This window comes from uncultured Slackia sp., from assembly GCF_934630525.1.
Lineage (GTDB): Bacteria > Actinomycetota > Coriobacteriia > Coriobacteriales > Eggerthellaceae > Slackia.
The window spans coordinates 19,279-41,975 of sequence record NZ_CAKTVX010000009.1 but is presented as its reverse complement, the minus strand read 5'-3'; the positions used below and the strand labels follow the sequence as shown (position 1 = coordinate 41,975).

Below are 22,697 nucleotides of genomic sequence, written 5' to 3'. Positions count from 1 at the left end.
CGCCATGACGCTAGTCTTCCACCAAGCCATCTTTCATGAACATGGTCACGCGGGTGCCATTGCCCGGCGTCGAATCGACTTCCATGCGCGACTCGGTGCCGAAATAGCCGCGCAAGCGCTCGTTGATGTTCTTCATCGCAATGCCCAAGCCCTTCGAGGCTTCGGGGCGCAAAAGCTTGCGGCGTTGTTCGGCGTCCATGCCCACGCCGTTGTCGGAAACGGTGATATACAAGTCATCGCCTTCGCTGTACGCCAGAATATGAATCTCGAGCTTGCCTTCTTGCGGCATGGCGTGGCGCACGGCGTTTTCCACAAGCGGCTGCACCATGAACGCGGGCACCATCACGCTTTCCAAGCCCGGCTCGATATCGACGTCAATGGCAAGGCGGTCTTCGCCGAATCGCGCCACTTCGAACGTGAAGTAGCGCATCGTCTGCTCGACCTCACGCGACAACTCGAGCAAATCGTCGGAATTCTCAAGCGTGCGGCGATAGAACACGGCGAACTCGCGCAGCAGCATGCGGGCGCGATCGGGGTCGGTGCGCACGAGCGACGCGATGGTGTTGATGGTGTTGAACAGGAAGTGCGGGTTGATTTGGCTTTGGAGCGCCTTGAGCTCCATGGTGGTCGCGAGCTTCGTTTGCTGTTCCAGCTCAACGGCGGCAATCTGCGTCGAAAGCAGCTGACCCAGGCCCTCCGCGAGCGCCACCTGCGTTTCGGTGATGTCGCGCGAGCGGCGATAGTAAAACTTCAGCGTGCCGATAATGGCGTCGCCTCGCGTAAGTGGCACGATAATGCCCGCTCGCAGGCCTTTGATGCTATCGGGGAAGCCAATCTCTTGCGGCGTGCCCAACACGCGCAGCTTGCCGTCTTCAAGCGTGGCATGCGTAGCCTTCGTGCGAATGGGGGCGCCACCGGGGCTGATTTCCTCGTCGTCTCCGGCATAGCCCAAAATCGACTCGCGGTCGGTGATTGCCACGGCCTGCGCTCCAATGGCGGGCAGCAACAAATGGCACACCTTCTGCGCCGTGGGAATGTCGAAGCCCTCTTGGAAGCACGCAAGCGTCTGCGACGCGATTTTCAAAATCGTATCGGACTGGCGAGCGCGCACCGTGTCAGGGTTAAGGCGCAGATAGATGAGCAGCGCCACAGAAATGGTGAACGAAACGCCCGCGACCACGTTCAAATTGCCCACCGTTTCGGGCCAAGCCACCGCGCACGCAAGCACCGCGGCCGAAAGCATGCATATTGCCGCAAGCACGACATCGAGCACGCGCGCATAAATATTTCGGGGTGGTTTGGACATGAGATTCCTTTCATACGTTAAAAGACGCCAACCGCTGAGCGGAATTTCGAGAACGTCTCTTGGGGGTCGACCAGAACCGCTATGCGCCATTTTCGCACGACGCGACGGAGCAATCGCCTTCCCTTAAATCACACTTGCCTCATTCACGATCAAAAGCACGGCCATCAGCAGCAAAAACGCCGCAAAGGTAAAGCGCAACGCACGCTCGGGCACGCGTTTCACCAAATTGGCGCCGACAACCGCGCCAGGGATAGATCCAACCATCATCGCAATGCCAACCATGTAGTCGATATTCCCTAAAACGGCCTGCTCGATAACGCCGGGAATAGCCAGGATGCATACCGCGGTAAGCGACGTTCCCGACGCCAGGCGCATGGGAATGCCGAGCATACTCACGAACAGCGGCACCATGATGAAGCCGCCGCCCACGCCAACGTATCCGCTCATGAAGCCCGCAATAACGCCGATGAACGCCACCTTCGCCACGTACTTCGGGGTGAGCTTGATTGCCGGCATCTCGGGGGAAGCGGCTTGCGCCTCCGCGACACCCGAGCCGCCAGCCGCCACAGGCGCCGTCGCCACGAGGTTTGCCGCCGTCGCATCGTTCGTCGCCACAGCAGCGCCCACCGCCTTGCCGTCGCTCCTCTTCGCGGATGCGGCCGCTATGTCCATCGCTTTGCCGTCGCACGCCTGGCAACGTTCTTTCGCAGCACCGCCCTTCGGCGCCGCCAATGCCTTTTTCAGCATAGTGAACGACGAGTACGCAACGATGACCGCAGCCGCACCCATAATCGCCCAGCCAGGCGACACGTTTGCGGCCCACACGCCAACGGGCGAGAGGCACGCGCCCGCCAAGCCGCACACGATTCCCACGCGCGGCAGGGACGTCTTGTTTTTAGCATGCTTCCACATGCCCGAAATAGACGTAGGCACAATGGTGAACAGCGATGTCGCCGTGGCGGCAATGGGCTCCATGCCAAAAACCAGACGGAACAGGGGCACCATAATGGTGCCGCCGCCAATGCCCAAAAGTCCTGAAAGCACGCCGACGCCCACACCAACGAGCGCGGCGATGAAGAACGAAACCATGAATGTACTTCCCATAAATCCTATTCTGCGTTGCCCATATTAAGGCGAATCTCCGTTGTTGCGCCAGGGTCGATTCCGCCGGCGGCTCCCCATGCCGCACGTTGGGCGCGCTGCGCCTCGGCTTGCTGCGCATCGCGGTTCGATGAGCTCAAAAGCACGCTCTGGAGAATCGCGTCGTTCGCCATGCGCTTCATGACCGCCGGCCACATCGACTGGAAGCCGAAATACTTCGAGCAGTGGTCTTCGGCATATCGAGACGCCTCGCCCGTGGCCGCCTTCGCCGCGCGACGATACCCGGCGCCATCGGGGCGCCCGAAGCTGCGCAGCCACGCCGTGCGCTTAATGCGGCGCGTGATGCCCGGCTCCAAGAAAGGCCCCGGGTACGGCAGCAACGATTGCGGCTTGATCTGAAGCAGGTCGATCTGGGTTCGCCCGTATTCCACCTTGCGATACTCGTAGAGCCAACGGAAGATATCTTGACGGAAACGAAGCCCTTCACGCTTGGTTTCGGGCGGAAGGTGATGCATGTACCACGTGTTGTCGAACCAGATATCGCTTCCGTACATGCGCAAATCGAGCATGTAATCCAAGTCTTCGCCGCGAGCGATCCACGGGTCGAACGACACGCGACGAAACGCCTCGCGATGCAGCGCCAAGCAACCACCGCACACATGGTTCGAACGAGACAGGCGCGGGCCCTTCATGGCCTTGGAAATCCACTTGTTGAATGCGGTAGCCTGGTCCCAATAGCGGTTGTACCATTTCGTGGATCGACTCGAGAGGTATTGGCCTTCTTTGTTCAGATAAAAGCCCGACTTCGCAAGAATGGGCACGCCGCTGCGCGTAAGCTTGCCCAGGCCATACATCGCCTTTTCCAAAAACGCGGGGTCGTCAATCACCACATCGTCGTCGATGAATACCACCGAATCGAAATCGAGCGCACCCGCAAGAAGAAGCCCCAGGTTGCGCATTGCGCCATAGCCCGCAAGACCCACTTCGCCGCGCAGGCCGATATTGAGCTGCTCCATGCGCTGACGCACAAGCGCCATCTCGGGAGCGCCCACCACGGCGATATTCAAATCGGGGAATTGCTCGGCAACGGCGCGAATTTTGCTTGCGGCCTTATTCTCGATAGCGGGTTCGGCAATCACGAGCACGATGATATGCCCAAGCCCGCGCACGCACCGAAGCGATTCGAGGCAGCGGGGCAACTCGCCCGAGGCAGACATCGACGTTGTATGGTCATATGTCGTGGTAACGGGACCCGATTCAACGCGCCCACGCGCGGACACGAACGTGGGAATAATCACAACTGGGTTCATGGGCACTCTTTTCCATCGCCCGAGGCAAGGTGCGTGTCCTCGCCCCAGCGGAGCCGTATTTCAGTTACGGTTATTCTACCCCTTTGTTCCGCCCCGCCCCAACGCAACGTATAATGCCCTGGTATTACTTGCGATGCGGCCCATGCGGCCAAGCACGCTCCAACCAAGGAGAACCCATGAAAACCCACCGTCCCTACCCTATGGCATTCATCACGCCCAAAGGCGAACGCGCATGCCGCGCCGGTCACCCTTGGGTCTACGATGCGGAAGTCGAGCGCATTGTGGAAGCGGGCGACCCCAAAGAAGCGGCCCGCACGTGGAAAGAATCGATCGAATCCGGCGGAATCGCCCCGGAAAACGGCGCCCTCGTCGACGTGCTCACACGCAAAGGGGCATACCTTGGCACGGGCATTTTCTCGCAGCAAAGCAAGATTCGCATTCGCCTGCTTTCGACCAACGCGAACGACGCGTTCGATTCGGCGTTTTGGGAACGCAAAATTCGCTGGGCATGGAACCATCGTCGCGCCGTGATGGGCGACGACGTTTCCGCCTGCCGCATGATTTTCTCCGAGGCCGATGGCTTTTGCGGCCTCGTCGTCGACCGCTTCAACGACGTGCTTGTGACCCAAACGCTCGCCTACGGCATGGAGCGCCTGAAACCTGTCGTGTTCCCCCTGCTTGTGAAGGTACTCGCCGAAGATGGCGTCATCATTCGCGGCATTTACGAGCGCAATGACGTGTCGACGCGCAAGCTCGAAGGCCTTCAGGAAAGCTGCGGATGGTTCCCCCTGGGAAGCGATTTTGCCGGCCTGGGCGCTCAACCTGCGCTTACGGCGGTGCCCGCGCCTCTCGCGCCAAACGACGAAGCCGCAGCGGCATTCGGCCCCACTACGACCGAAATCGTCGAAAATGGCGTGCGCTACCACGTCGATTTCGAAAACGGCCAAAAAACCGGCTTCTTCCTCGACCAGAAATACAACCGCCGCGCTGTGGCCAACATCGCCCGCGGACGTCGCGTGCTCGACTGCTTCACGCACACGGGTTCGTTCGCCCTTAACGCCGCCGCTGGCGGAGCCGAGCACGTGCATGCCGTCGACATCTCGCAGCTCGCGGTCGACATGGCAGAATCGAATGCTCGCCTGAACGGCTTCGAAAACCGCATGAGCTTCCAGGCTGTCAACGTGTTCGATTTGCTGCCCGAAATCGAGGCTCAGAAAAAGGCGCCGTACGACTTCATCGTTCTCGACCCGCCGGCGTTCACGAAGAGCCGCAAGACCATCGATTCGGCCACGCGTGGCTACCACGAGATCAACTATCGCGCTATGAAAGCCTTGCCGCGCGGCGGATACTTGGCCACCTGCAGCTGCTCGCACTTCATGGATACCGATCGCTTCCGCAAAATGCTCGTGAGCGCGGCGCACGATGCTGGCGTTCAACTTCGCCAAATCGAGGAACGCCAGCAATCGCCCGACCATCCCATCGTGTGGGGCGTGCCCGAAACCGACTACCTCAAGTTCTTCCTCTTCCAGGTCGTGTAAAGGCGGAGCAAGGAAGGGCATGCCAGCGCGGCACGCCCATCGGAGCCGCACAAAAAAGCCCGCTCGATTGAGCGGGCTTTTTGTTATTCGGACTTCTTTTCGTCTTCAGCTGCTTCTTCGAGCTTTGCCTTGCGAATGAAGGAATGGCCGAAGCGCTTCTTTTCCGCCTTCGCGGCTTCGCGCTCAGCTTCCTTGGCGGCATCGACCTTGTTCTTCGCTGCCGTGGTGGGATGCTTCTTGGCCTCTTTGGGGTGCTTCTTGAGCATCTCCATTTGGTACTCGCGGCGAACCTTGCGCACCTTGGCGAAGTCGAACCACAAAGCACCGATGATCAACGCATATGCGGGAATCAGGAAGCACCACGTCATGGTCGGGTTATCGGGCCACCAGGAGCCAGCGCCCATAGCGACCAGCGTGCAGACGATAGCGCCGCCGAGCATGCCCCACCAAATGCGCTTGTACTTCTTGTACTGAGCCGTAGGCGGATTGTAGTACTTGCGGTCGAGCTCGGCCTGCTTTTGGCGGGCGGCCTTTTGCGCGGCCTTCTTTTCCTGCGGAGTCTTCTGCGTGGACTTCACGTACACGCTCGACGCGGCTTTCGACTTCGGCTTGAGCGAAGAGGCCGACCTCTTGGTCTGGCCCTTCGGTCCGTCGGTCTGATAGCGGTCGTTCATCGGGTTTCGTGTGCTCATATGGATACTTTTCTTCTCGAAAACACTTGGTAAATCCAAGGCATAAATAATAAAGAAAGGCCCCATCAAAGGCAAACCTTCAATGGGACCTTTTGGCGTTTCATTGAAAAACGTCGCAATCGCGCCGAAATAAACGAAAGAAGAGCGCTTAGAAGTTGAACGTGCGGCCCGAAAGCTTCTCGTATGCCTGGATGTACTTCTCGGTGGTCTTCTCGATAACGTCGGCCGGCAAATGCGGCGGGTTGCCCTGGCGATCCCAATTGGCGTTGAGCCAATTGCGCACGAACTGCTTGTCGAAGCTCGCCTGCTCGCGGCCCACTTCATAGTCGTCGGCGCTCCAGAAGCGAGAGCTGTCAGGAGTGAGCACCTCATCGCCCAGAATCGTACGGCCATCGAGCACGCCGAACTCGAACTTCGTGTCGGCGATGATGATGCCCTGCTTGCGCGCATGCTCTGCGGCGGTCTCGTACACCTTCAGCGACAGGTCGCGAATGTCGGTCGCAGCTTTCTCGCCCACGATTTCAACCGCGCGCTCAAAGCTGATGTTCTCGTCGTGATCGCCAATCTCGGCCTTCGTGGAAGGCGTGAACAGCGTCTGGGGAAGCTTGGCGGAGTTCTGCAAGCCAGAAGGAAGCTCGATGCCGCATACGCTGCCCGTCTTCTGGTAATCCTTGAAGCCGGAACCGGTCAGATAACCGCGCACGATGCACTCGATAGGAATCATCTGGGCTTTCTTCACGATCATGAAGCGGCCGTTGAGGTAGTCGCTCCACTCTTTGAACTGCTCGGGCAAATCGTTCACGTCGGAAGAGACCAGGTGGTTTTCGACAACGCCCTCGAGCAGCTCGAACCAGAAGCAGCTGATCTGGGTAAGAACCTGGCCCTTGTGGGGAATTTCGTCTTCCAAAATGTAGTCAAACGCCGAGATGCGGTCGGTCGCGACGAACAGCAGCGTGTCGCCAAGATCATAAATGTCGCGTACCTTGCCCTGCGCGTCGGGCTTGATGGTAATGGGGTTCACAGCCTAGTTCCTTCCCTTTCGTTTTGCCGCCTGCGCTTTTGCGCCGCGTTCTTTCGAATTGGCCTTTTCCTTTTGCGCCTTGATGCGCTCTTCGTCATAAAGCGGAACATGAATGGTAAAGCAAGCGCCTTCGCCCTTCTTGCCTTCCACCTGCACCCAGCCGCCATGGCGGTCGACGATTTCTTTCACAACGGCCAAGCCTACACCCAAACCGCCGCTTTGACGCTGACGGCTTTCCTCGGCACGCCAAAAACGCTTGAACACCATGCGGCGCTCTTCGGGGGAAAGGCCGATGCCCGTATCGCGAACGGCAATTGCGGCCATAACATCGCCGCGCTTGACCGAAACGGTAATCTTGCCCGGCGCCGGCGTATAGCGAACCGCGTTGGAGATGAGGTTCGCGGTTGCCTGGCGCAGCATATCACGGTCGCCGTAGACGATGACGTCGGGCTCTGCGTCGTATTCGAGCGTGAGGCCGGCGTCGTTGACGAACGCTTCGTGCGACATAACAAGCGGACGAATAATGTCGCCCACGTCGACGACTTCCTCATTCATGGGGGTCGAGCGGCTCTCGAGGCGCGAGAGCTTCAAAATGGCGTCGACCAAGCGAGAAAGGCGCTGCACCTCGGCGTCAATCGTGTTCAGGCGCTCTTCGTCGGCCTCGAACACGCCATCCATAATGGCCTCGACCGTCGATTGAATCGCCATGAGAGGCGTGCGCAGCTCATGCGCCACGTCGGTGGTGAGGCGGCGCTCGAGTTCCTGATTGCTCTCGACGCTTTCCGCCATGGCGTCAAACGTTTTGGCGAGCTCGGCGATTTCGTCTTTGCCATCGAGGTTCACGCGAGCCGAAAGATTGCCTTCTTTGATTTCCTGCGCCGTTTTCGTGATGCGGTTAATAGGACGCACCAAGCCACGCGCGAACAGAACGCCGATAAGCGAAGCAAGCGCGACAGAGAGCACGGCGGCAAGACACATGCCCTGGTAGCTCTGCATGCGGAATTCTTGATCGGCCTTCGAAAGCAGCAAATCGCTGCCATAAACCCAAATTTGGACGGTGCCGACAACCTGCCCATCGCCAAGCGTGATGGCCGCGGAGGCCATCTTGCCATCGGACGGCGCAAACGAGCCCGTTTCATCAATGCTGTTCGAAGACGAATACGAAGAGCCGCTGGGGCGCGACGAGTCGTACACGACGGTTTCGGTCGAAGAGGAAATAACTTGAATGCCCATGCCCGGCTGCAGCATATGCACCGATTCGGCAGGCTCCACGTCGTTAATCGAAAGCGACGGGTAGCTCATTTTGTTGCCCTCGCCAATGGCGCCAAGCGTTGCGGAATTGCTTCGCTCGTAGCGGTTCGCGATGTTGGCGGCAGTCGTATCGGCGAGCTGCTGAACGTTTTCGCGGGTATAGGCCTGGAAATGCTCTTCCCACACATAGGAAAGAACGCCCATTGCCACCACGACGGTCATGATGGCAACGAGCGAAAAGGTTACGGTTACGCGAGTGGTATACGAGAAGCCAAAGAACCAATCATGGATGCGCTGGCGCGCGGTTCGCTCGTCGTCTCGCTTTTTCTTGCCACTTGCTTGCTTAGGTTCTGACGCCATAATTGCTGCGATCTCACCCTCGTGTTTCTCAATGCCGGCAAGCCGGCGCAAACCGACTTACTGCTTGGTGGGGTCTTCGAAACGATAGCCCACGCCATGCACGGTGTGCAGCCACTTGGGGTTACGCGGATTGTCGCCGATTTTGGCGCGCAGGTTCTTCACGTGGGAGTCGATCGTGCGCTCATAGCCCTCGAAGTCGTAGCCGAGAACCTTCTCGACGAGCTCCATGCGCGAATACACGCGGCCAGGATAGCGAGAAAGCGTGGTGAGCAGCTTGAACTCGCTGGCGGTAAGGTCGACTTCCTTGCCCTTGACGAGCACCTTATGGCCCGAAACGTCAATCGTGAGCTCGCCGAACTCGAGCACCTCGCGCTGAGGCTCAGAATCGGCGTGCACGCGGCGAAGCAGCGCACGAACGCGGGCGACGAGCTCGCGAGGGCTGAAGGGCTTCACCAGATAGTCGTCAGCGCCAAGCTCGAGACCGATGATGCGGTCTTCAACCTCGCCCTTCGCGGTGAGCATGATGATAGGCACATCGGAATTGTCGCGAATGGCACGGCACACGCGCTCGCCCGGCACGCGGGGAAGCATGAGGTCGAGCACGACCAGGTCGAAATGATGCTTGGAAAATTCTTCGAGGGCTTCCTGGCCGTCGCCAACGGCGGTCACCCAGTAGTTCTCACGTTCGAGATAGGCGGCTACAGCATCGCGGATTGCCTTCTCGTCTTCGACGAGGAGAATGCGTCGCGTTTCGTTGCTCATGATGAATGCTCCCCTGCTGTATTGATTTCGAGGCCGACACGCGACCCCGGCGTACGGCGCATGCCGCGCGCAATTTTCGATTTGGGTTTATTGTAACGATTCAGGCGCAACCGTGGGCCATTTGCTGGCAAAACGACATAATAAGCCCCTATGGCCCAAAGAAACCAAACACCACGACATTCCACACGCGGCGCTTCGCAGCGCAGCAGGCGTCCGCATGCCCAAAACACGCGCGCAACCCGCGCGTCGCGCGGCGCAACAGCACGCCCATCGGCACGCAGCCAGGCGACAAGGGCGCCTCGCCATGGAGCCTCGGCGGTTCGCGGCAAAGCGGGGCGCGGCGCGCATGGCACCGTGAAACAGAGCCTCGGCTCTACGACCTTTATGCCCGGCCCCAATGCGAGCATTGGCGCAGGGCGCCCCAGCGCGGCATCCCAAGCGCCTGACGCGAGGATCAACATCTCCCTGCCGGCGGGCGAAAGCCTCTCCATTACGCGACGTCAATTGCTCATTGGCGCTCTTGGCGTTGGTGCCGTGGTGGTTGCCGGCGCAGCCGCATCGGCCGTAAGCAACGAAAAGAAGGCTGACAGCGAAGTCGACGCGCTTACCGTGAATAAGGAATCGGTGTTCTCGATTTCCGATTGCACTGTGCTCGACTCTGCCCCGCTCTCGCTCGCCGGCGAGTTCAAAATGCCCTACGGGACGTTGGTGTGGGCGAACAGCGAAACCTACGCGGCATGCCTTCTGCCCACCGAAAGCTCAAGCCCGCTCACGCAGGCCGCCGTTCTCTCGCTTTCCAGCGGGCAATACACCGTCGTGCTCGACGGTCCGCATAGCAGCGAACGCGGGTTCGACATTTACGACGTGCGCTGCAACGACCAGGGCATCGTATGGATTGAATCCAATTGCTATACGGGCGAGTGGCGCGTTTTCCAAGCCACGCTTTCGCGCGGCGTTGCAGGCGATGCCAAGCAAGTCGATTCGGGCAATGGCGACTGGGACGTGCCATCGATCACCGTTGCGAAATCGCGAGCGTTTTGGCAGGTCATGCCCTCAACGAGCGGAAACGCCACCTCCGAGCCGTCCGCGCTGAAATCGGCGGCCTTCGGGTCGAGCGACGTGCGCGTCGATTGGGAAAGCAATGGCCGCATGAGCACGTCGCCCTATTCCACGGGCGACGCCATTTGCATTTCGCCGCGCTCGCAAGCCTCCAGCTCATATTCGCAGCTCACGCTCATCGATGCGGAATCGGGAGCCATGCGTGAGTCGCTCACGCTGCCCGCCTCGATGCGCCCGCTCGAAGCCGCCTATGTGAATGGACGCTTCTCGTTCACGTTCGACTCCATTTACACCTACGGCGAAGGCCTCGCGAGCCTCGGCACATACGCTCCCGTAAGCAACGACACGGGCGGCCAATGGTTCTGCTTCGACCGCAACCCGCTGTGTGCCCCCGCATGGTGCGGCGGAAACCTCGTCGTGAAATCAACCCGCACGGTCGCTGGCGTGAACTTAAACACGCGCGAGATGTTTTCGCTCGACTGCCCCGACGATTGCGACAACTACGGCGATTTCCTCGCCAGCCAAGGCGATGTCGACTCCCTCGTCACGTATCTGGGAATGAGCACCAATGAAGACGACGCGTATACCCTCGTGCGCGTGTGGACCGTATAATCACGCCCCGTCAAACAAGCCAACAACAGCCCAAGGGCGACGCCGCAAGCGCCGCCCTTTTTCATGAAATGCTGGCCGTCAAAAACCAAACAGCAGCCGTATCAATGTGCGGAAGGTGCCGGGGCGGCCGCCCCGAAATGCCCGCTCGGCTACCGGCCGCTTCGCGGCCTATGCGCCGAGCTCCGGTTTCCCGTTTTTAGAGGAAATGAGAAACCGAGCATTTCCGATCGGCCGCCCCGGCGCCTTCCACGCACGGGCCACGACGAGCCCTTCCGCGCAACAAGCAAGGCTTCTTTCTCCATATACAAAAAGGAGCGCCCGGCAGGTCGCCGAACGCTCCTTCGCGGTAATCGAACAAGCTTAGAATTCCAGGCCTTCGAGCTTCTTGAAGGCTTCATCCTTGTGCTGCAAGAACGCCCACGGATCGAAAATCTCGTCGAGGGTTTCCTTGGAAAGCTTTGCCTCGGGGTCGGCTTCCAAACGCTCGCGATAGGTGGGGCCGGCAACCGCATTCTGGATGTCATGCCACACAGCCATGGCATTACGCTGCACAATGACGTAGGCGTCTTCGCGCGTAATGCCCGTATTCACGAGGGCAAGCAGCACCTTCGAGGAGAAGATTAGGCCACGCGTGCGATGGAGGTTGTGCTCCATCTTGTCAGGATACGTCTGCAGGCCGTCGAGCATCCACTGCATTTTGCCGAACATGTAGTCAAGCGCAATGAAGCTGTCGGCCAGAGCCACGCGCTCGGCGCCCGAGTGCGAGATGTCGCGCTCGAACCACAGCGCCACGTCGTCGAGGCCGACCTGGGCGTTCGCCTTCACGATGCGAGCCAGGCCGCACACGCGTTCCGCGGTGATGGGGTTGCGCTTGTGAGGCATGGCCGAAGAGCCCTTCTGGCCAGCCTTGAACGGCTCTTCCGCCTCGATGACGTCGCTTTCCTGCATGAGGCGCACCTGCAAAGCGATGCTCTCGAGCGTGGAGGCGCACACGGCAAGCGCGCACATGACCTGCGCATGGCGATCGCGGGCAAGCACCTGCGTAGACAGCGGGTCGGGAGTCAGGCCCATTTTCTCGCAGACGTACTGCTCAACGAACGGGTCGATGCTCGAATAGGTGCCAACCGCACCAGAAATGGCGCCCGTTGCGGCAACCTCGCGGGCCTGCTGCAGGCGAGTCTCGGCGCGCTTGAGGGCCCAAGCCCAGCTGCCGAACTTCATGCCGAACACCATGGGCTCAGCATGAATGCCGTGGGTACGACCCACGCACAGGGTGTCCTGGAATTCAAACGCGCGACGCTTGCAGGTTTCGCCGAGCTGCTTCACGTCGGTCAAAATAATGTCGAGCGCCTGGGTAATTTGGTATGACAGCGCGGTGTCGCCCAAGTCGGAAGAGGTCATGCCATAGTGCACCCAACGGCTGGGCTTTTCTTCGCCTTCGGGAATATCGGCATCGATATACTCGGCCATGTTCGTGAGGAACGCGATAACGTCGTGGTTCGTCACGGCCTCGATTTCGGAAACGCGGTCGACGGTGAAGTTCGCATGGTCACGAATCCACTTTGCGTCTTCCTTGGTGATGCCGCACTGCCCCAGCTCGGCCTGGGCCTCGCATGCGAGCAGCTCGATTTCCTTCCAAATGTTGAACTTGTTCTCAAGCTCCCAAATGGCGCCCATGGCCGGGCGCGTGTAGCGAGAAATCATACTGGTCCTTTCAGGCGAATTGACCAGGCTATTATACGGCCAATGGTACAGCGGGGGCGCAAACTCGCGGAATCGCGATAAAGTCGAAGCACGAACACCTTAGAGGCGAAAAAGAGAACCGCTCGCGCGCAGAAGGCGCCGGGGCGGCCGCCCCGAAATGCCCGCTCGGCTACCGGCCGCTTCGCGGCCTATGCGCCGAGCTCCGGTTTCCCGTTTTTAGAGGAAATGAGAAACCGAGCATTTCCGATCGGCCGCCCCGGCGCCTTCTGCGCCTATGAACAAAAATCGCCTTGCATGGAACAGTCTTCAAGGATGGCCGAGACCGCCTCAATTCCCGAAAGCAAACCAAAGAGAGCAGCCCAATCTGGCCCTACAAAGCGCCGAATACCGCGCGAACGTCGTCGACGATATCGTGCTCGGCAACCACGACGGCCTTATCGCCCGGGTAAAGCACCATGTCGTCGGTCGCCACCTCGGCCTCGCCGTATTCGCGGCGATCAACAGCAATGAGCAGGCTGCCTTCGGGCAGATCGATAACATCGACGGGCACGCCGTCGTTCATTTTGAAGTGGCGAAGCTTCTGCGGGATCGCGATTTCGAGCAGCGCGATATCGCCGCGCGAAAGGGCCGACACGACGCCCACGCCGCCCATCAGGGCTTCTTCTTCAATCATGTTCGCGATAAGCATGGTCGACGACACGCTCTCGATGCCGACCTCGCGAAAGATTCGACGATTCTTGGGGTTGTTCACGCGGGCGATGCAGCGATTCACGTTGAATACGCGCGTCGCGATTTCGCACGCCACCAGATTGTCGTCATCGCGGCCCGTTACGGCAACGAAGACGTCGGCCTTACGAATGCCCGCGTCTTCCTGGAAGTCGGAGTCGCAGCCATCGCCGTTAATGATGAGGTATTCACCCTGAAGCTCGACGGAGAGATGGTCGGCCGTATCGCGGTCGCTTTCGAGCACGGCGACTTCATGGCCCTTACCCAACAAAACGCTCGCCAGGTATTCGCCGACTTTGCCGCCGCCCATAATAACGATATACACCGCAGCCTACCTTTGCATCATGTAAACCGAGAACGAATTCAGCAGGTCATGGCGAATGCATGCCAGCACGCTGTCGCCATGGTAGAGCACGCTGTCGCGCGTGGGAATGGAGCTCATGGAGCCGTCGCGGCGCTCGAACGCGATAATGCGAATGCCGTGGTTGCGTTCGAGGTCGCCCACCTTCACGCGGCCGCGAGGCGTCATAGATAAATCGATGGAGAAGCGAAGTACCTCGAAGTCGCCGAACGTATCGAGATGGCTTCCGTGGCCCGACATGATTTTCGAGAAGATTTCCTCAGCAACGAGCGAGGTTCCGCACACATAGTCGAGGCCCAACTGCATATAGGCTCGCTCGCGCGCGGGGTTGTAAAGTCGCGCGATAACGTGAGGCACGTGGAAAATACGGCGAGCAACCTCGATCACCATGAGGTTCGAGTTGTCCGACTGCGTAACGGCGGCCACAACATCGGCTTCCTCCACGCCCGCGCGCACAAGAACGTCCTCGTCGAAGCCTACGCCCTGCAGGGTGTTGCCATTGAAATTGCGATCGAGATTCGAGAACGCCGCAGCATTGCGGTCGACGACGCACACATTGCCGTCGCCCTGGGAAAGCAGCGTTGCGAGCTGAGAGCCAACACGCCCGCAGCCAACGATGATGATATTCGCCATACTCCTGCCTTTCGGCCTACGCCGAGGTCAACGGCGCGTTAGAGGAATTTGTAGTAAACAGGCTTGACGCCCCAGTCGCCGATTTGGCTTGCACCGAGGGCTTTCCAGCAGCCCGGCGCCAAATCGAGGGCTCGGCCATATTTCTCGAAGCCGCCCGTGTCGGTCACCGTTGCGACGATGATGGTTTCGCCGTAGCGAATGGCAACCGCATGTCCAAGCAGATTCGACTGCGATTGCGGAACGGCCACCGTGAGCTCGTTTTCGGAAAGCAGGCGGCCCGACGCGGTGGCATCGGTACAGAAGTTGCCCGAGCCATCGTCGTTGTCGGAGCGGCTGTACGCCGAAGCCATGCCATAGGACCAGCCGTCAGACTCATCGGGGAGAATGCGCGGTGCAGTGGGCAGCGGATTGGTGGTTCCCAAGGCCAACGCGGCCTCGGCGGTAGACAAATTCAAGGTGTCATATGCAGCAAGCGCGATAACCGGATCGGGGTCTTTCACCGTAATGGTGCGCGATGCGGTTTTCGTAAGCGAATTTGAATCGCTAATGCGCTCCTGCGCGTTGGAATTGCCTTCGGAAGAAGCGAATGCTTCATCGTCGGAAACGGTATTGCGCGCCTCGCCGATGCCAAGCGTGGAGTTGTCCACGTCGTGGGATGCAACGGCGGGCTCAAGGGTGATGACCGTGAACCCCGCAGCAACAAGGGCGACAACCGCCACGGCGATGAACGCCGCTGCGAATGCGTGCCTATTGCCGCGTTTTTCAGCGATACGAGCCACTCGGCCTCCAATGTTCAAGATGCGCGCCGCCCAAACCTCATGCGGCGAATCGCGGCCGAAAGCACGTATGTGCTGGCCTGCGAAACGCATCTGCCAATACAAGAAAACTGGATTATTATATCGCGAAACCGAGACGGCTCAAAATCCACGCCGCGAACGGCGCTCGCAGCTTCACACCTGCGGCACAAAAAGAGCAATAACCAGGTACGCCACCGTGGCCATCGGGGGAAATGCGGCAAGCAGAATAACCGCGATAATGCGAACCACCGTAGCGTCGACGCCGAAGTAATACGCGATGCCGCCGCATACGCCGAAGATGCGCTTGTCGGCGCGCGAACGGCGAAACGCCTCATGGTTGCCGGGCTGTGCAAAGCCCGACAGCTTTCCAGACTTAGTCGCCCACAGCAAATACCCGCCGGCAGCAAGCAATCCGCAGGGCCACACAATGCTCCACAAATGACGAACGAAGTTGATCAAACTCGAAATCGCGGCGGCCGGAACAAGCACATTCACAAGGTTCCATGCGCCAATAAGAATGAGCACCACGCCAATAACGACGGCGACCTGCGGGGCATTGCCGCGTTTTCCCGAAGAATTTTGAGCCATGACGAAACGCCTCCTAGAACATGCCGCGCGGCGTATAGGGCGACGGCGATATCTCGATTACCTCAAGCGGAGCCGGAGGCGCAAAACCAAACGTCGCTGCAGCCAAAAGCACGGCGAAGCACGCAGCGGCCGCGAAATAAAACAGGTCGTCCTTTATGGCTTTCCCAATGAGCACGAGGCCAACGACGACAAGAAGCCCGGGCCACAGTTCCGAAATGCCATACAGAAGCGTCTCAAAATCGACCACCCCGACCGAAACGGCCAAAAGCGTCAGCCCGCAGAACATGAGCATGAGGCCCAGCGAGAAACGGCGCAGGCGCGCCATGCTGCGAGAGGGCGTGATCATGAGAGCCGCGCCCGTAAGGCACACGGCGATGGGCAAAAACTGCCACCACTCGACCTTCGGCGCAATAATCGTGAGGGAAAACGCCGTGACCACCGCGAGCGCCGCGGTGCCGATCCACATGCCCGCGCGCGACCAGCCGTGAGGCCCAATGCCGCAAGGGGAATCGTCTTCGGAAAAACACGGGCGCGGCGAACCATCGGCCGCATACGCGTCACACGGCAGGGTCTCGGGGGAAATCGCCACATGCTTGGGCAACACGAGCCACAGCGTGGCATATACCAGGGTAAAGAGCCCGAACGTAGCAAGAACGAGCAGCACGGCGAGAATGCGAACGGCAGCGGGATCCATATCGAGCCCTTCGGCGATACCGGAGCACACGCCGGCAATGGCCGTATCGTCGGAGCGATAAATTTTCCTCGTTGCCGCCAACGTGTCCTTCCTTCTCGCCACGCGCGGCACGTGGCCGCGCTCTTAAGCCTGCTCTACCTTCGTCACCAAAAGCTCCGAAATGCGACGGCGGCGCACCTTGCGCACCTTGAACGTGAAGCCGTCTTTCGCGAATTCATCGCCAAGCTGGGGAACGCAATCGAATTCGTCCATAAGCCAGCCGGCCACGGTTTCGTAATCGTCGCTCACCTTCACGGGGAAGCCCGCCTCGGCCGCGTCGTCTGTGGGGCACGAGCCTTTCACGCACCACGAGCCCTCGCCAAGTGCTTTGATGTCGGCATCTTCGAAGTCGGTTTCGTCGACGATTTCGCCAACGATTTCCTCAACGATGTCTTCGATGGTAATTAAACCAGCGGTGCCACCGTATTCGTCAACGACTATCACCATCTGTTGACGATTCGTTTGCATCTCGTTGAGCAGCGGCAGCAAGCTCTTGCTTTCGGGCACGAAACCCACCTCGGCCACGTAATCGGCCGCAAGGTCGTCTTCTTTATCTTCGAGCAAAGGATCGATGAGGTCTTTGTAGCGAACGATGCCGATGATGTCGTCGTCATCGTCGCGAAACACGGGCAGGCGCGAGTAGCCTGTGCCGCGCATGCGGTCGATGGCCTGGCGCACCGTTTCGTCGGAGCCCACCATGATCATGTCGACACGCGGGGTCATGACCTCTTCCGCCGTGGCATCGCCGAGGTCCATGACCTCGTGGATCATGCGCTTCTCTTCGTCGTCGAGCTCTTCGTTGTCGGCGACCATCGTGCGAATCTCGTCTTCCGAGACCTCTTGGCGACGCTTGTCGCCGAAAAACATCGAAAGGAAGCCTTTCGAGGAAGGCTTTTCTTCAAAAGAAGGGGTCGAACTCGTAGGGCCTGCGTCCATAAAGGCACGTCACCGCTTTCTTAAATCACCGCAGCCATGCGGGTGTGCTTACAGCACGAACAACAATATCGAGAAAAACTGCAGGACGCTGCCAGCGAGCACCCACAGATGGAACACCATATGCATGAAGGGAATTTTCTTCAGCACATAAAACACGCAGCCGATGCTGTAGCAAACGCCGCCGGCGACAAGCAGCCAAAGACCGGTTGGCGCGAGGTTTTCGACGAGCGCCGGCAAGAATCCCACTACGCACCAGCCCATGATCAGGTAAATCACGACCGACACCCAGCGGGGACGGAATGTCCAGAACGCTTCGGCGGCCATGCCGATAATCGCGAGCGCCCACACGAACGCGCACAGGTACACGCCGCCCGATTCGGAAAGCGTAACCAGGCAATAAGGGGTGTAGCTACCCGCAATGAACAGGTAAATCGCAGCGTGATCGATGACTTTGAACACGCGCTTCGCGCCATCGATGGCAAGAGCGTGGTAAAGCGTCGAGGCCAAGTATTCCATGAGCATAGAGATGGAATAGATGAGCGCCGCGGCCAAAAGCACGCCTGCGCCATCGCCGACGGCGCGCACAATGCTAATGGGAATCGCCGCGATGGCCAAAGCCGCGCCTACGCCGTGCGTAATCGAATTGCCGATTTCTTCGCCCACGGAATATTCGCGCACCTTCTTGTGGCGGCGGATGGTGTCGTGGGCGGCGGATGTCGTTGAAGTAGTCATGGGCGCAATTCTAGCATGCCAACCGCTATGCGCGGTCCCCTTGCCATATTTGAGCACAAACGAGCGGCGATAGGGCAAGACGGCCAATGGATACGCCCGGAACAGGGCCGCCCGCACAGTGACTTTTTACGACGCCTGGACGAATTTGCCCGAAAAAACGGCTATGATTCCAATGCGGGCGGTGCCACCGAGGGAGGGGTTGTGGCGCCGCCTTTTTGCGTATGGCGCCAATTGCATCGCGTTAGAACAGCCCCATTTGTTGCGGCTCATACTCGTATTCGCATAAAAGCTCGCCGACCGTGATCTCGACCTCGTACGATTCCCATTCCTTCACAGGCGCGGCAAACACGTTTCCGCCTTGCTCAAGCATCAAAATGCCGCCCACCATGCCCACGCAGCGGCCCGCCACCATATCGCTTGGCGAGTCGTCAGGCAGCTGCACGATATCGGGCGCCGCTTCCACGTCGCCGAAGTAGTATTTCGTGAGGTCAAGCACGCCGCCTTCGGGCTCAACGCCATGGGCGCGAGCCGCTTCGTACACCGTTTCGATTGCGGCATCGGCCTTGAACGGGTCGCTAAGCAGGCGAACTTTCGTACCCAAACGCATGGTTTCGTAAATGCCCTCCTGCGCGCACAAGTGGGCCTCGAGCGCGCGGGCCTCGTCGGCATTCGCGAAACGCTTCAGAATGCCCGCGACGCGCGCACCCTGCTCGAGCAGGCGCTCAATGCCGCGCGTCTCCGACGAAATGCCCACCTTCAAATGCTGCGGCGAGAAATACGCCATGTACACGAAGTGCGGCGTGAGATTGTAGGCGCGCTGCTGAGCCGAAATGCTGTCGGCGTTGTAGAAAGCGGGATTGAAGCCCGTCTCTTCGCGGCAAGCCGGGCACATATTATCTTTGTACTGGGAAAACGGCATGAGCTCCACGCTGTTTTCGCACGCCTTCGATTGGTAGGTTTTCAAATCGAACGGCCCAATGCAGAAGCGCTTTTGCGTATGGCGGAACGTAAAGGTGCGGCCCAGAACGGGCAGGCGCATCTGCCTTTTTCCATACACATCATTGACCAGCAGATAGGGACCATCGGCGGCATAGCCGAGCCCAGAAAACACGAGCGTTGCATTCGGCATGAAACGAGGCATGCGGGCGAATCCTTTCACAAATGGCAGCGCCGACGCGCCGCGAAACTTTCGGCGTTCGATAATAGCGCAAACGCCGCGCAGGCGAGACTTCGCATTCGCGGCGAAACCGAAGGGGCACATGCGCATTCGGCCACGGAAGCGAAACGCCCCGCCATCCAGAAAGAGGCCCAAAGGCTACGCTTTATGGCGCACAAGGAAGAATAGCGACGCCATGCGCGACGAGAAGGCGCGCGGGACGTGGGGCTTTACGCGCCCTTCGCCATAATGAGATTGGCCAGCACGCCGACAATCGAATCGGCCGCGCCAAGCGCGGGAATATAGGTGAAATTCGGCGCCTCGGTGCCCGCTTCGCACGCCGCCGAGACGAATTCCTCGCGCGCCTCGATGCCCACCTCATACGAAGTCTCGATGCAATCGACCGAGAAAATGGGGCACACCACCGCAACGTCGCGCGCACCTTCAGCTGCCAAACGACGCAACTCGGGCTCGAGGAAAGGTCCAAGCCATTTGCGCGAATCAAAGCGCGATTGGTAGGTGAGCGCCACATCTTCGGGCGCAATGCCCAACTTGGACGCCAGCCCCTCGGCCGTGGCCTTGGTCGATTCGGGATAGGTATCGCCCGCCGCTTGAAAGCTCACGGGGATGGAGTGGAAGGAAATCACGAGCTTTTTACCTGGCTCATACGACCACGCATCGCGCACCGATTGCGCGAGCGCATCGAGATAGCCCGGCGCATTCCAATAGTGCGAAATCGTGCGCACTTCCGGCCGCGGCAGCTCGGGATGCTCGGCCATAGCCTCGCCGAAGGCGCGCTCGAATTCCTCCAGGCACGTGCCCGCGCACGCCTTCGTTTCCTGCGGATAGAGCGGCACAACCACAATTCGAGAGACGCCCGCGTCGAGCAGCGCCTCAATGGCCGATTTCGTCGACGGGTTTCCGTAGCGCATGCCCAGCTCAACCGCGACGGGTTCGCCCATAAGCTCCACCAGGCGCGCGCGCAACTTGTCGCGCTGCACAAGCGACGTGAGCAAAAACGGGCTGCCCGCTTCGGTCCAAAACCGCTGGTAGTGCTCAGCAGTTTTCTTCGGGCGATTCGGCAGAATGCAGAAATTGAGCACCGGCTTCCAAATAATCCGCGGCACGTTGATGAGGTTGCGGTCGGAAAGGAATTGCTTCAAGTAAGGACGAATTGCCTCGGGCGTCGGAGCATCGGGGGTTCCCGTGTTAAGAATCAAAACGCCCAGCACAACAAACATCCTTCCATGCAATGCGAGCGGCGAAAAGCCGCACGCCCCCTTTATAGCGAACTGAACTTTATCACCAGACAAAATGTGGCTGGCCCTGCACGGAGCCAGCCACATGAACCGCAGGAAAATGACGGCGTATAACGTAATGAGGAGCGCATGGCCACGCGGCGCGCGGCCCAGCGCCTATTCGACGAACTCGGCGACGATCCTTCGAGCAACCTCGTCGAAATCGAGGCAACCCTGAGCAGTAAGCCGCCCCCTCGCAAATAAGATCGCCAAAGGCGACAGCCCCAACGTACGTTACTCGCGCGAGGGAACGCCGGCCGCCGTAGCGCAGGCCATAGCGATTCCAGCGACCAAAGCGGGGGCGAGTTGCGCCACATCGGGGAAATCAGCGCCGCCAAGGCGCGCCGCCGCGATAACGCCGAGCACGAGCACCGCCGTAGCGGCCGCCATGCCGCACGTCGCGAGGCCCCGATTGCCGCGGGCGCACAGAAGCGAGCCTACCACGGCCGCAGCCAGCCACGACACCGCCATGGCCCACATGCTCGGGCTTGCGACGAGCGACAACGCCGCATTCTCCATAGCGCTCGCGCCCGGCATAGCCCCAAACGCGAACACATTCCAGCCCGTCAAATCGAGCGAGCCCGCGCATGCCAGGCAAAACGCCGCAACCACCGCAAACACCGTGCTTGCAAGCGCATGCTTCGCCCCCAGGAAATACCCCGCGAGCAGCGGTACCACCGGCGCGAAGCCGAACGCGCCCACCAAAATGGCCGTTGCCCCCACATTCGCGCACGCATGATGCCGCGCGCCGCCAAGCGCGAGCCACGCCGCCCCCGCGAGCGCGAGCGCGAGCGCCAGAAACGGCGACCCCGAAAGCGCGAGCGCCACCACGAGCGCGCCCACGGCAAACACAGCACCTGCCCCGGGCCACGCGAGCGCCGCCGCAACGGCAACGCCAACCACACCCCAAAACGCCGGCTCCATGCGCCCGGCAATCGTCATGCACGCAGGAATGTTCGCAGCTGCCTCGAACGCGGCAAACCCACATACAACAGCCGCCCACAAACGCGCGACCAGCGCCTTCGTACGCGGCGTCATGCGATTGAACACGCTCAAGCCCGCATACGCGCCGCCGCGCCCCGGCAAGAATGCCGACACCGCACCGCCTTCTTCATCAAAATCGACTCCGTCGTCGCACGCCTCACCCACGAGCACCGCAAGCTCACGCGCGCCTCGCCGCGCGTCGCCCATATGCGGCAGCATGGCGTCGGCAAACAGCTCCACCGAATCGAAACGGTCGTCGCGGTCAATCGCAAGCGCGCCAAACAAAGCCTCGTCGATTTCTTCATTCAAATCGCCGCGCACCATAGACGGCACAAACACTTCCGCCTGTTCAATAGCACGTTCGGCCGCATCGAGCCCGGGTACCCGAAACGGATTTTCACCCACGAGCATTTCATAGGTAAGCGCGGCAAGCGCCCACTCGTCGGTACGCGCGTCACACGCTTCAAGGCGCATTTGCTCAAGCGGCATATACCCAATGGTTCCGCCCGCCGCTCTACCATACCCCGCCGCATGCGACAACTGCGACAGGCCGAAATCGGCCACTTTGACCTGGCCTTGCCGATTGATCAAAACGTTATCGGGCTTAATATCGAGATGAAGCACCTGGTTCTCGTGCGCCGTTTCAAGCGCACCGGCCACCGCTTCGAACACGCACGTCGCCACATCGAGCGACAACGCGCCTTCCTCGCGCATGAGCTCGGTGAGCGTGATGCCGTCCATGTATTCCATAATCAAATACGCCTGGGCACCCGATGCGTCGAAGTCATACACGCCCACGATGTGCGAATCGGACAACATGGCAGCCGTGCGCGCCTCATCGAGCCCGGGAATCTCGCGCGGCGAGCGCGCGTCAGCGGGCGACGCATAGGCGTCAAGGTGCAAACATTTAATGGCCACGCGCCGTTGGATGCGCGTATCCCACGCCGCAAGCACCGTTGCGAAACCGCCCGCGCCCGCTTCCTCGAGCGGCCTATATCTGTTCAAGATGAGATTTTGCACGCCACATGGCCTTTCTG

20 protein-coding genes are annotated in these 22,697 nt (G+C 59.9%); 2 read left to right on the top strand and 18 right to left on the bottom strand.

Translation table 11 applies throughout. The features are described from left to right. Nucleotides 1–10: 10 nt before the first annotated feature. The 3 genes from Q0D41_RS07895 to Q0D41_RS07885 all read right to left on the bottom strand — a co-directional run bounded on the left by Q0D41_RS07895 (nucleotide 11) and on the right by Q0D41_RS07885 (nucleotide 3,717). A complete protein-coding gene (locus tag Q0D41_RS07895) occupies nucleotides 11–1,306 on the bottom strand; it encodes a histidine kinase (RefSeq protein WP_294377588.1) in 1,296 nt (431 codons plus the stop codon). 123 nt (nucleotides 1,307–1,429) lie between these two features. Next, on the bottom strand, nucleotides 1,430–2,395 hold the full coding sequence (locus Q0D41_RS07890) for a sulfite exporter TauE/SafE family protein (RefSeq protein ID WP_294377586.1): 966 nt from the start codon (nucleotides 2,393–2,395) through the stop codon (nucleotides 1,430–1,432). Between the two features lie 20 nt (nucleotides 2,396–2,415). Further along, the gene (locus Q0D41_RS07885) at nucleotides 2,416–3,717 is read right to left on the bottom strand and encodes a hypothetical protein (RefSeq protein WP_294377583.1); all 1,302 of its coding nucleotides are present in this window, start codon (nucleotides 3,715–3,717) and stop codon (nucleotides 2,416–2,418) included. A gap of 176 nt (nucleotides 3,718–3,893) precedes the next feature. Between Q0D41_RS07885 and Q0D41_RS07880 the strand changes: the two genes are divergently transcribed. Further along, on the top strand, nucleotides 3,894–5,255 hold the full coding sequence (locus Q0D41_RS07880; protein ID WP_294377581.1) for a class I SAM-dependent rRNA methyltransferase: 1,362 nt from the start codon (nucleotides 3,894–3,896) through the stop codon (nucleotides 5,253–5,255). Nucleotides 5,256–5,338: 83 nt separating this feature from the next. Here the strand turns inward: Q0D41_RS07880 and Q0D41_RS07875 are convergent, their stop codons facing one another. From Q0D41_RS07875 to Q0D41_RS07860, 4 genes are all read right to left on the bottom strand, one after another. Further along, nucleotides 5,339–5,947, bottom strand: a complete 609-nt coding sequence (locus tag Q0D41_RS07875) for a hypothetical protein (protein WP_294377578.1) — start codon at nucleotides 5,945–5,947, stop codon at nucleotides 5,339–5,341. Nucleotides 5,948–6,095: 148 nt separating this feature from the next. Continuing rightward, the gene (locus Q0D41_RS07870; protein WP_114615289.1) at nucleotides 6,096–6,968 is read right to left on the bottom strand and encodes a phosphoribosylaminoimidazolesuccinocarboxamide synthase; all 873 of its coding nucleotides are present in this window, start codon (nucleotides 6,966–6,968) and stop codon (nucleotides 6,096–6,098) included. A 3-nt stretch (nucleotides 6,969–6,971) separates the two neighbouring features. After that, the gene (locus tag Q0D41_RS07865) at nucleotides 6,972–8,441 is read right to left on the bottom strand and encodes a HAMP domain-containing sensor histidine kinase (RefSeq protein ID WP_294377689.1); all 1,470 of its coding nucleotides are present in this window, start codon (nucleotides 8,439–8,441) and stop codon (nucleotides 6,972–6,974) included. A gap of 195 nt (nucleotides 8,442–8,636) precedes the next feature. Then, a complete protein-coding gene (locus Q0D41_RS07860) occupies nucleotides 8,637–9,341 on the bottom strand; it encodes a response regulator transcription factor (protein WP_114615287.1) in 705 nt (234 codons plus the stop codon). A gap of 354 nt (nucleotides 9,342–9,695) precedes the next feature. Between Q0D41_RS07860 and Q0D41_RS07855 the strand changes: the two genes are divergently transcribed. Then, a complete protein-coding gene (locus Q0D41_RS07855) occupies nucleotides 9,696–11,012 on the top strand; it encodes a hypothetical protein (protein WP_294377572.1) in 1,317 nt (438 codons plus the stop codon). Between the two features lie 360 nt (nucleotides 11,013–11,372). Here the strand turns inward: Q0D41_RS07855 and purB are convergent, their stop codons facing one another. The 11 genes from purB to Q0D41_RS07800 form a co-directional block, all read right to left on the bottom strand. Further along, the gene (purB, locus tag Q0D41_RS07850) at nucleotides 11,373–12,716 is read right to left on the bottom strand and encodes an adenylosuccinate lyase (protein WP_294377570.1); all 1,344 of its coding nucleotides are present in this window, start codon (nucleotides 12,714–12,716) and stop codon (nucleotides 11,373–11,375) included. Between the two features lie 370 nt (nucleotides 12,717–13,086). Beyond that, entirely contained in the window at nucleotides 13,087–13,767 is a 681-nt protein-coding gene (locus tag Q0D41_RS07845; protein WP_288485160.1) for a TrkA family potassium uptake protein, read from the bottom strand. Between the two features lie 6 nt (nucleotides 13,768–13,773). Further along, nucleotides 13,774–14,436 (bottom strand): TrkA family potassium uptake protein, encoded by a 663-nt coding sequence (locus tag Q0D41_RS07840; RefSeq protein WP_114615283.1) that lies wholly within the window; start codon nucleotides 14,434–14,436, stop codon nucleotides 13,774–13,776. A gap of 38 nt (nucleotides 14,437–14,474) precedes the next feature. Then, nucleotides 14,475–15,215: a hypothetical protein gene (locus Q0D41_RS07835; protein WP_294377562.1), complete on the bottom strand. Its 741-nt coding sequence runs from the start codon at nucleotides 15,213–15,215 to the stop codon at nucleotides 14,475–14,477. Nucleotides 15,216–15,386: 171 nt separating this feature from the next. Beyond that, nucleotides 15,387–15,821 carry a PspC domain-containing protein gene (locus Q0D41_RS07830; RefSeq protein WP_294377559.1) on the bottom strand — a complete coding sequence of 145 codons (435 nt, stop codon included), beginning with the start codon at nucleotides 15,819–15,821 and terminating at the stop codon, nucleotides 15,387–15,389. A 13-nt stretch (nucleotides 15,822–15,834) separates the two neighbouring features. Next, a complete protein-coding gene (locus tag Q0D41_RS07825; protein WP_294377557.1) occupies nucleotides 15,835–16,596 on the bottom strand; it encodes a PspC domain-containing protein in 762 nt (253 codons plus the stop codon). 42 nt (nucleotides 16,597–16,638) lie between these two features. Continuing rightward, nucleotides 16,639–17,421: a hemolysin family protein gene (locus Q0D41_RS07820; protein WP_288485170.1), complete on the bottom strand. Its 783-nt coding sequence runs from the start codon at nucleotides 17,419–17,421 to the stop codon at nucleotides 16,639–16,641. A 117-nt stretch (nucleotides 17,422–17,538) separates the two neighbouring features. After that, nucleotides 17,539–18,222 (bottom strand): hemolysin III family protein, encoded by a 684-nt coding sequence (locus Q0D41_RS07815; protein WP_294377553.1) that lies wholly within the window; start codon nucleotides 18,220–18,222, stop codon nucleotides 17,539–17,541. A gap of 241 nt (nucleotides 18,223–18,463) precedes the next feature. After that, nucleotides 18,464–19,363 carry a DUF2797 domain-containing protein gene (locus tag Q0D41_RS07810; protein ID WP_294377550.1) on the bottom strand — a complete coding sequence of 300 codons (900 nt, stop codon included), beginning with the start codon at nucleotides 19,361–19,363 and terminating at the stop codon, nucleotides 18,464–18,466. Nucleotides 19,364–19,608: 245 nt separating this feature from the next. Next, a complete protein-coding gene (gene hemH / locus Q0D41_RS07805; RefSeq protein WP_294377548.1) occupies nucleotides 19,609–20,610 on the bottom strand; it encodes a ferrochelatase in 1,002 nt (333 codons plus the stop codon). A gap of 300 nt (nucleotides 20,611–20,910) precedes the next feature. Continuing rightward, entirely contained in the window at nucleotides 20,911–22,680 is a 1,770-nt protein-coding gene (locus Q0D41_RS07800; protein WP_294377546.1) for a serine/threonine-protein kinase, read from the bottom strand. Nucleotides 22,681–22,697 lie beyond the last annotated feature (17 nt).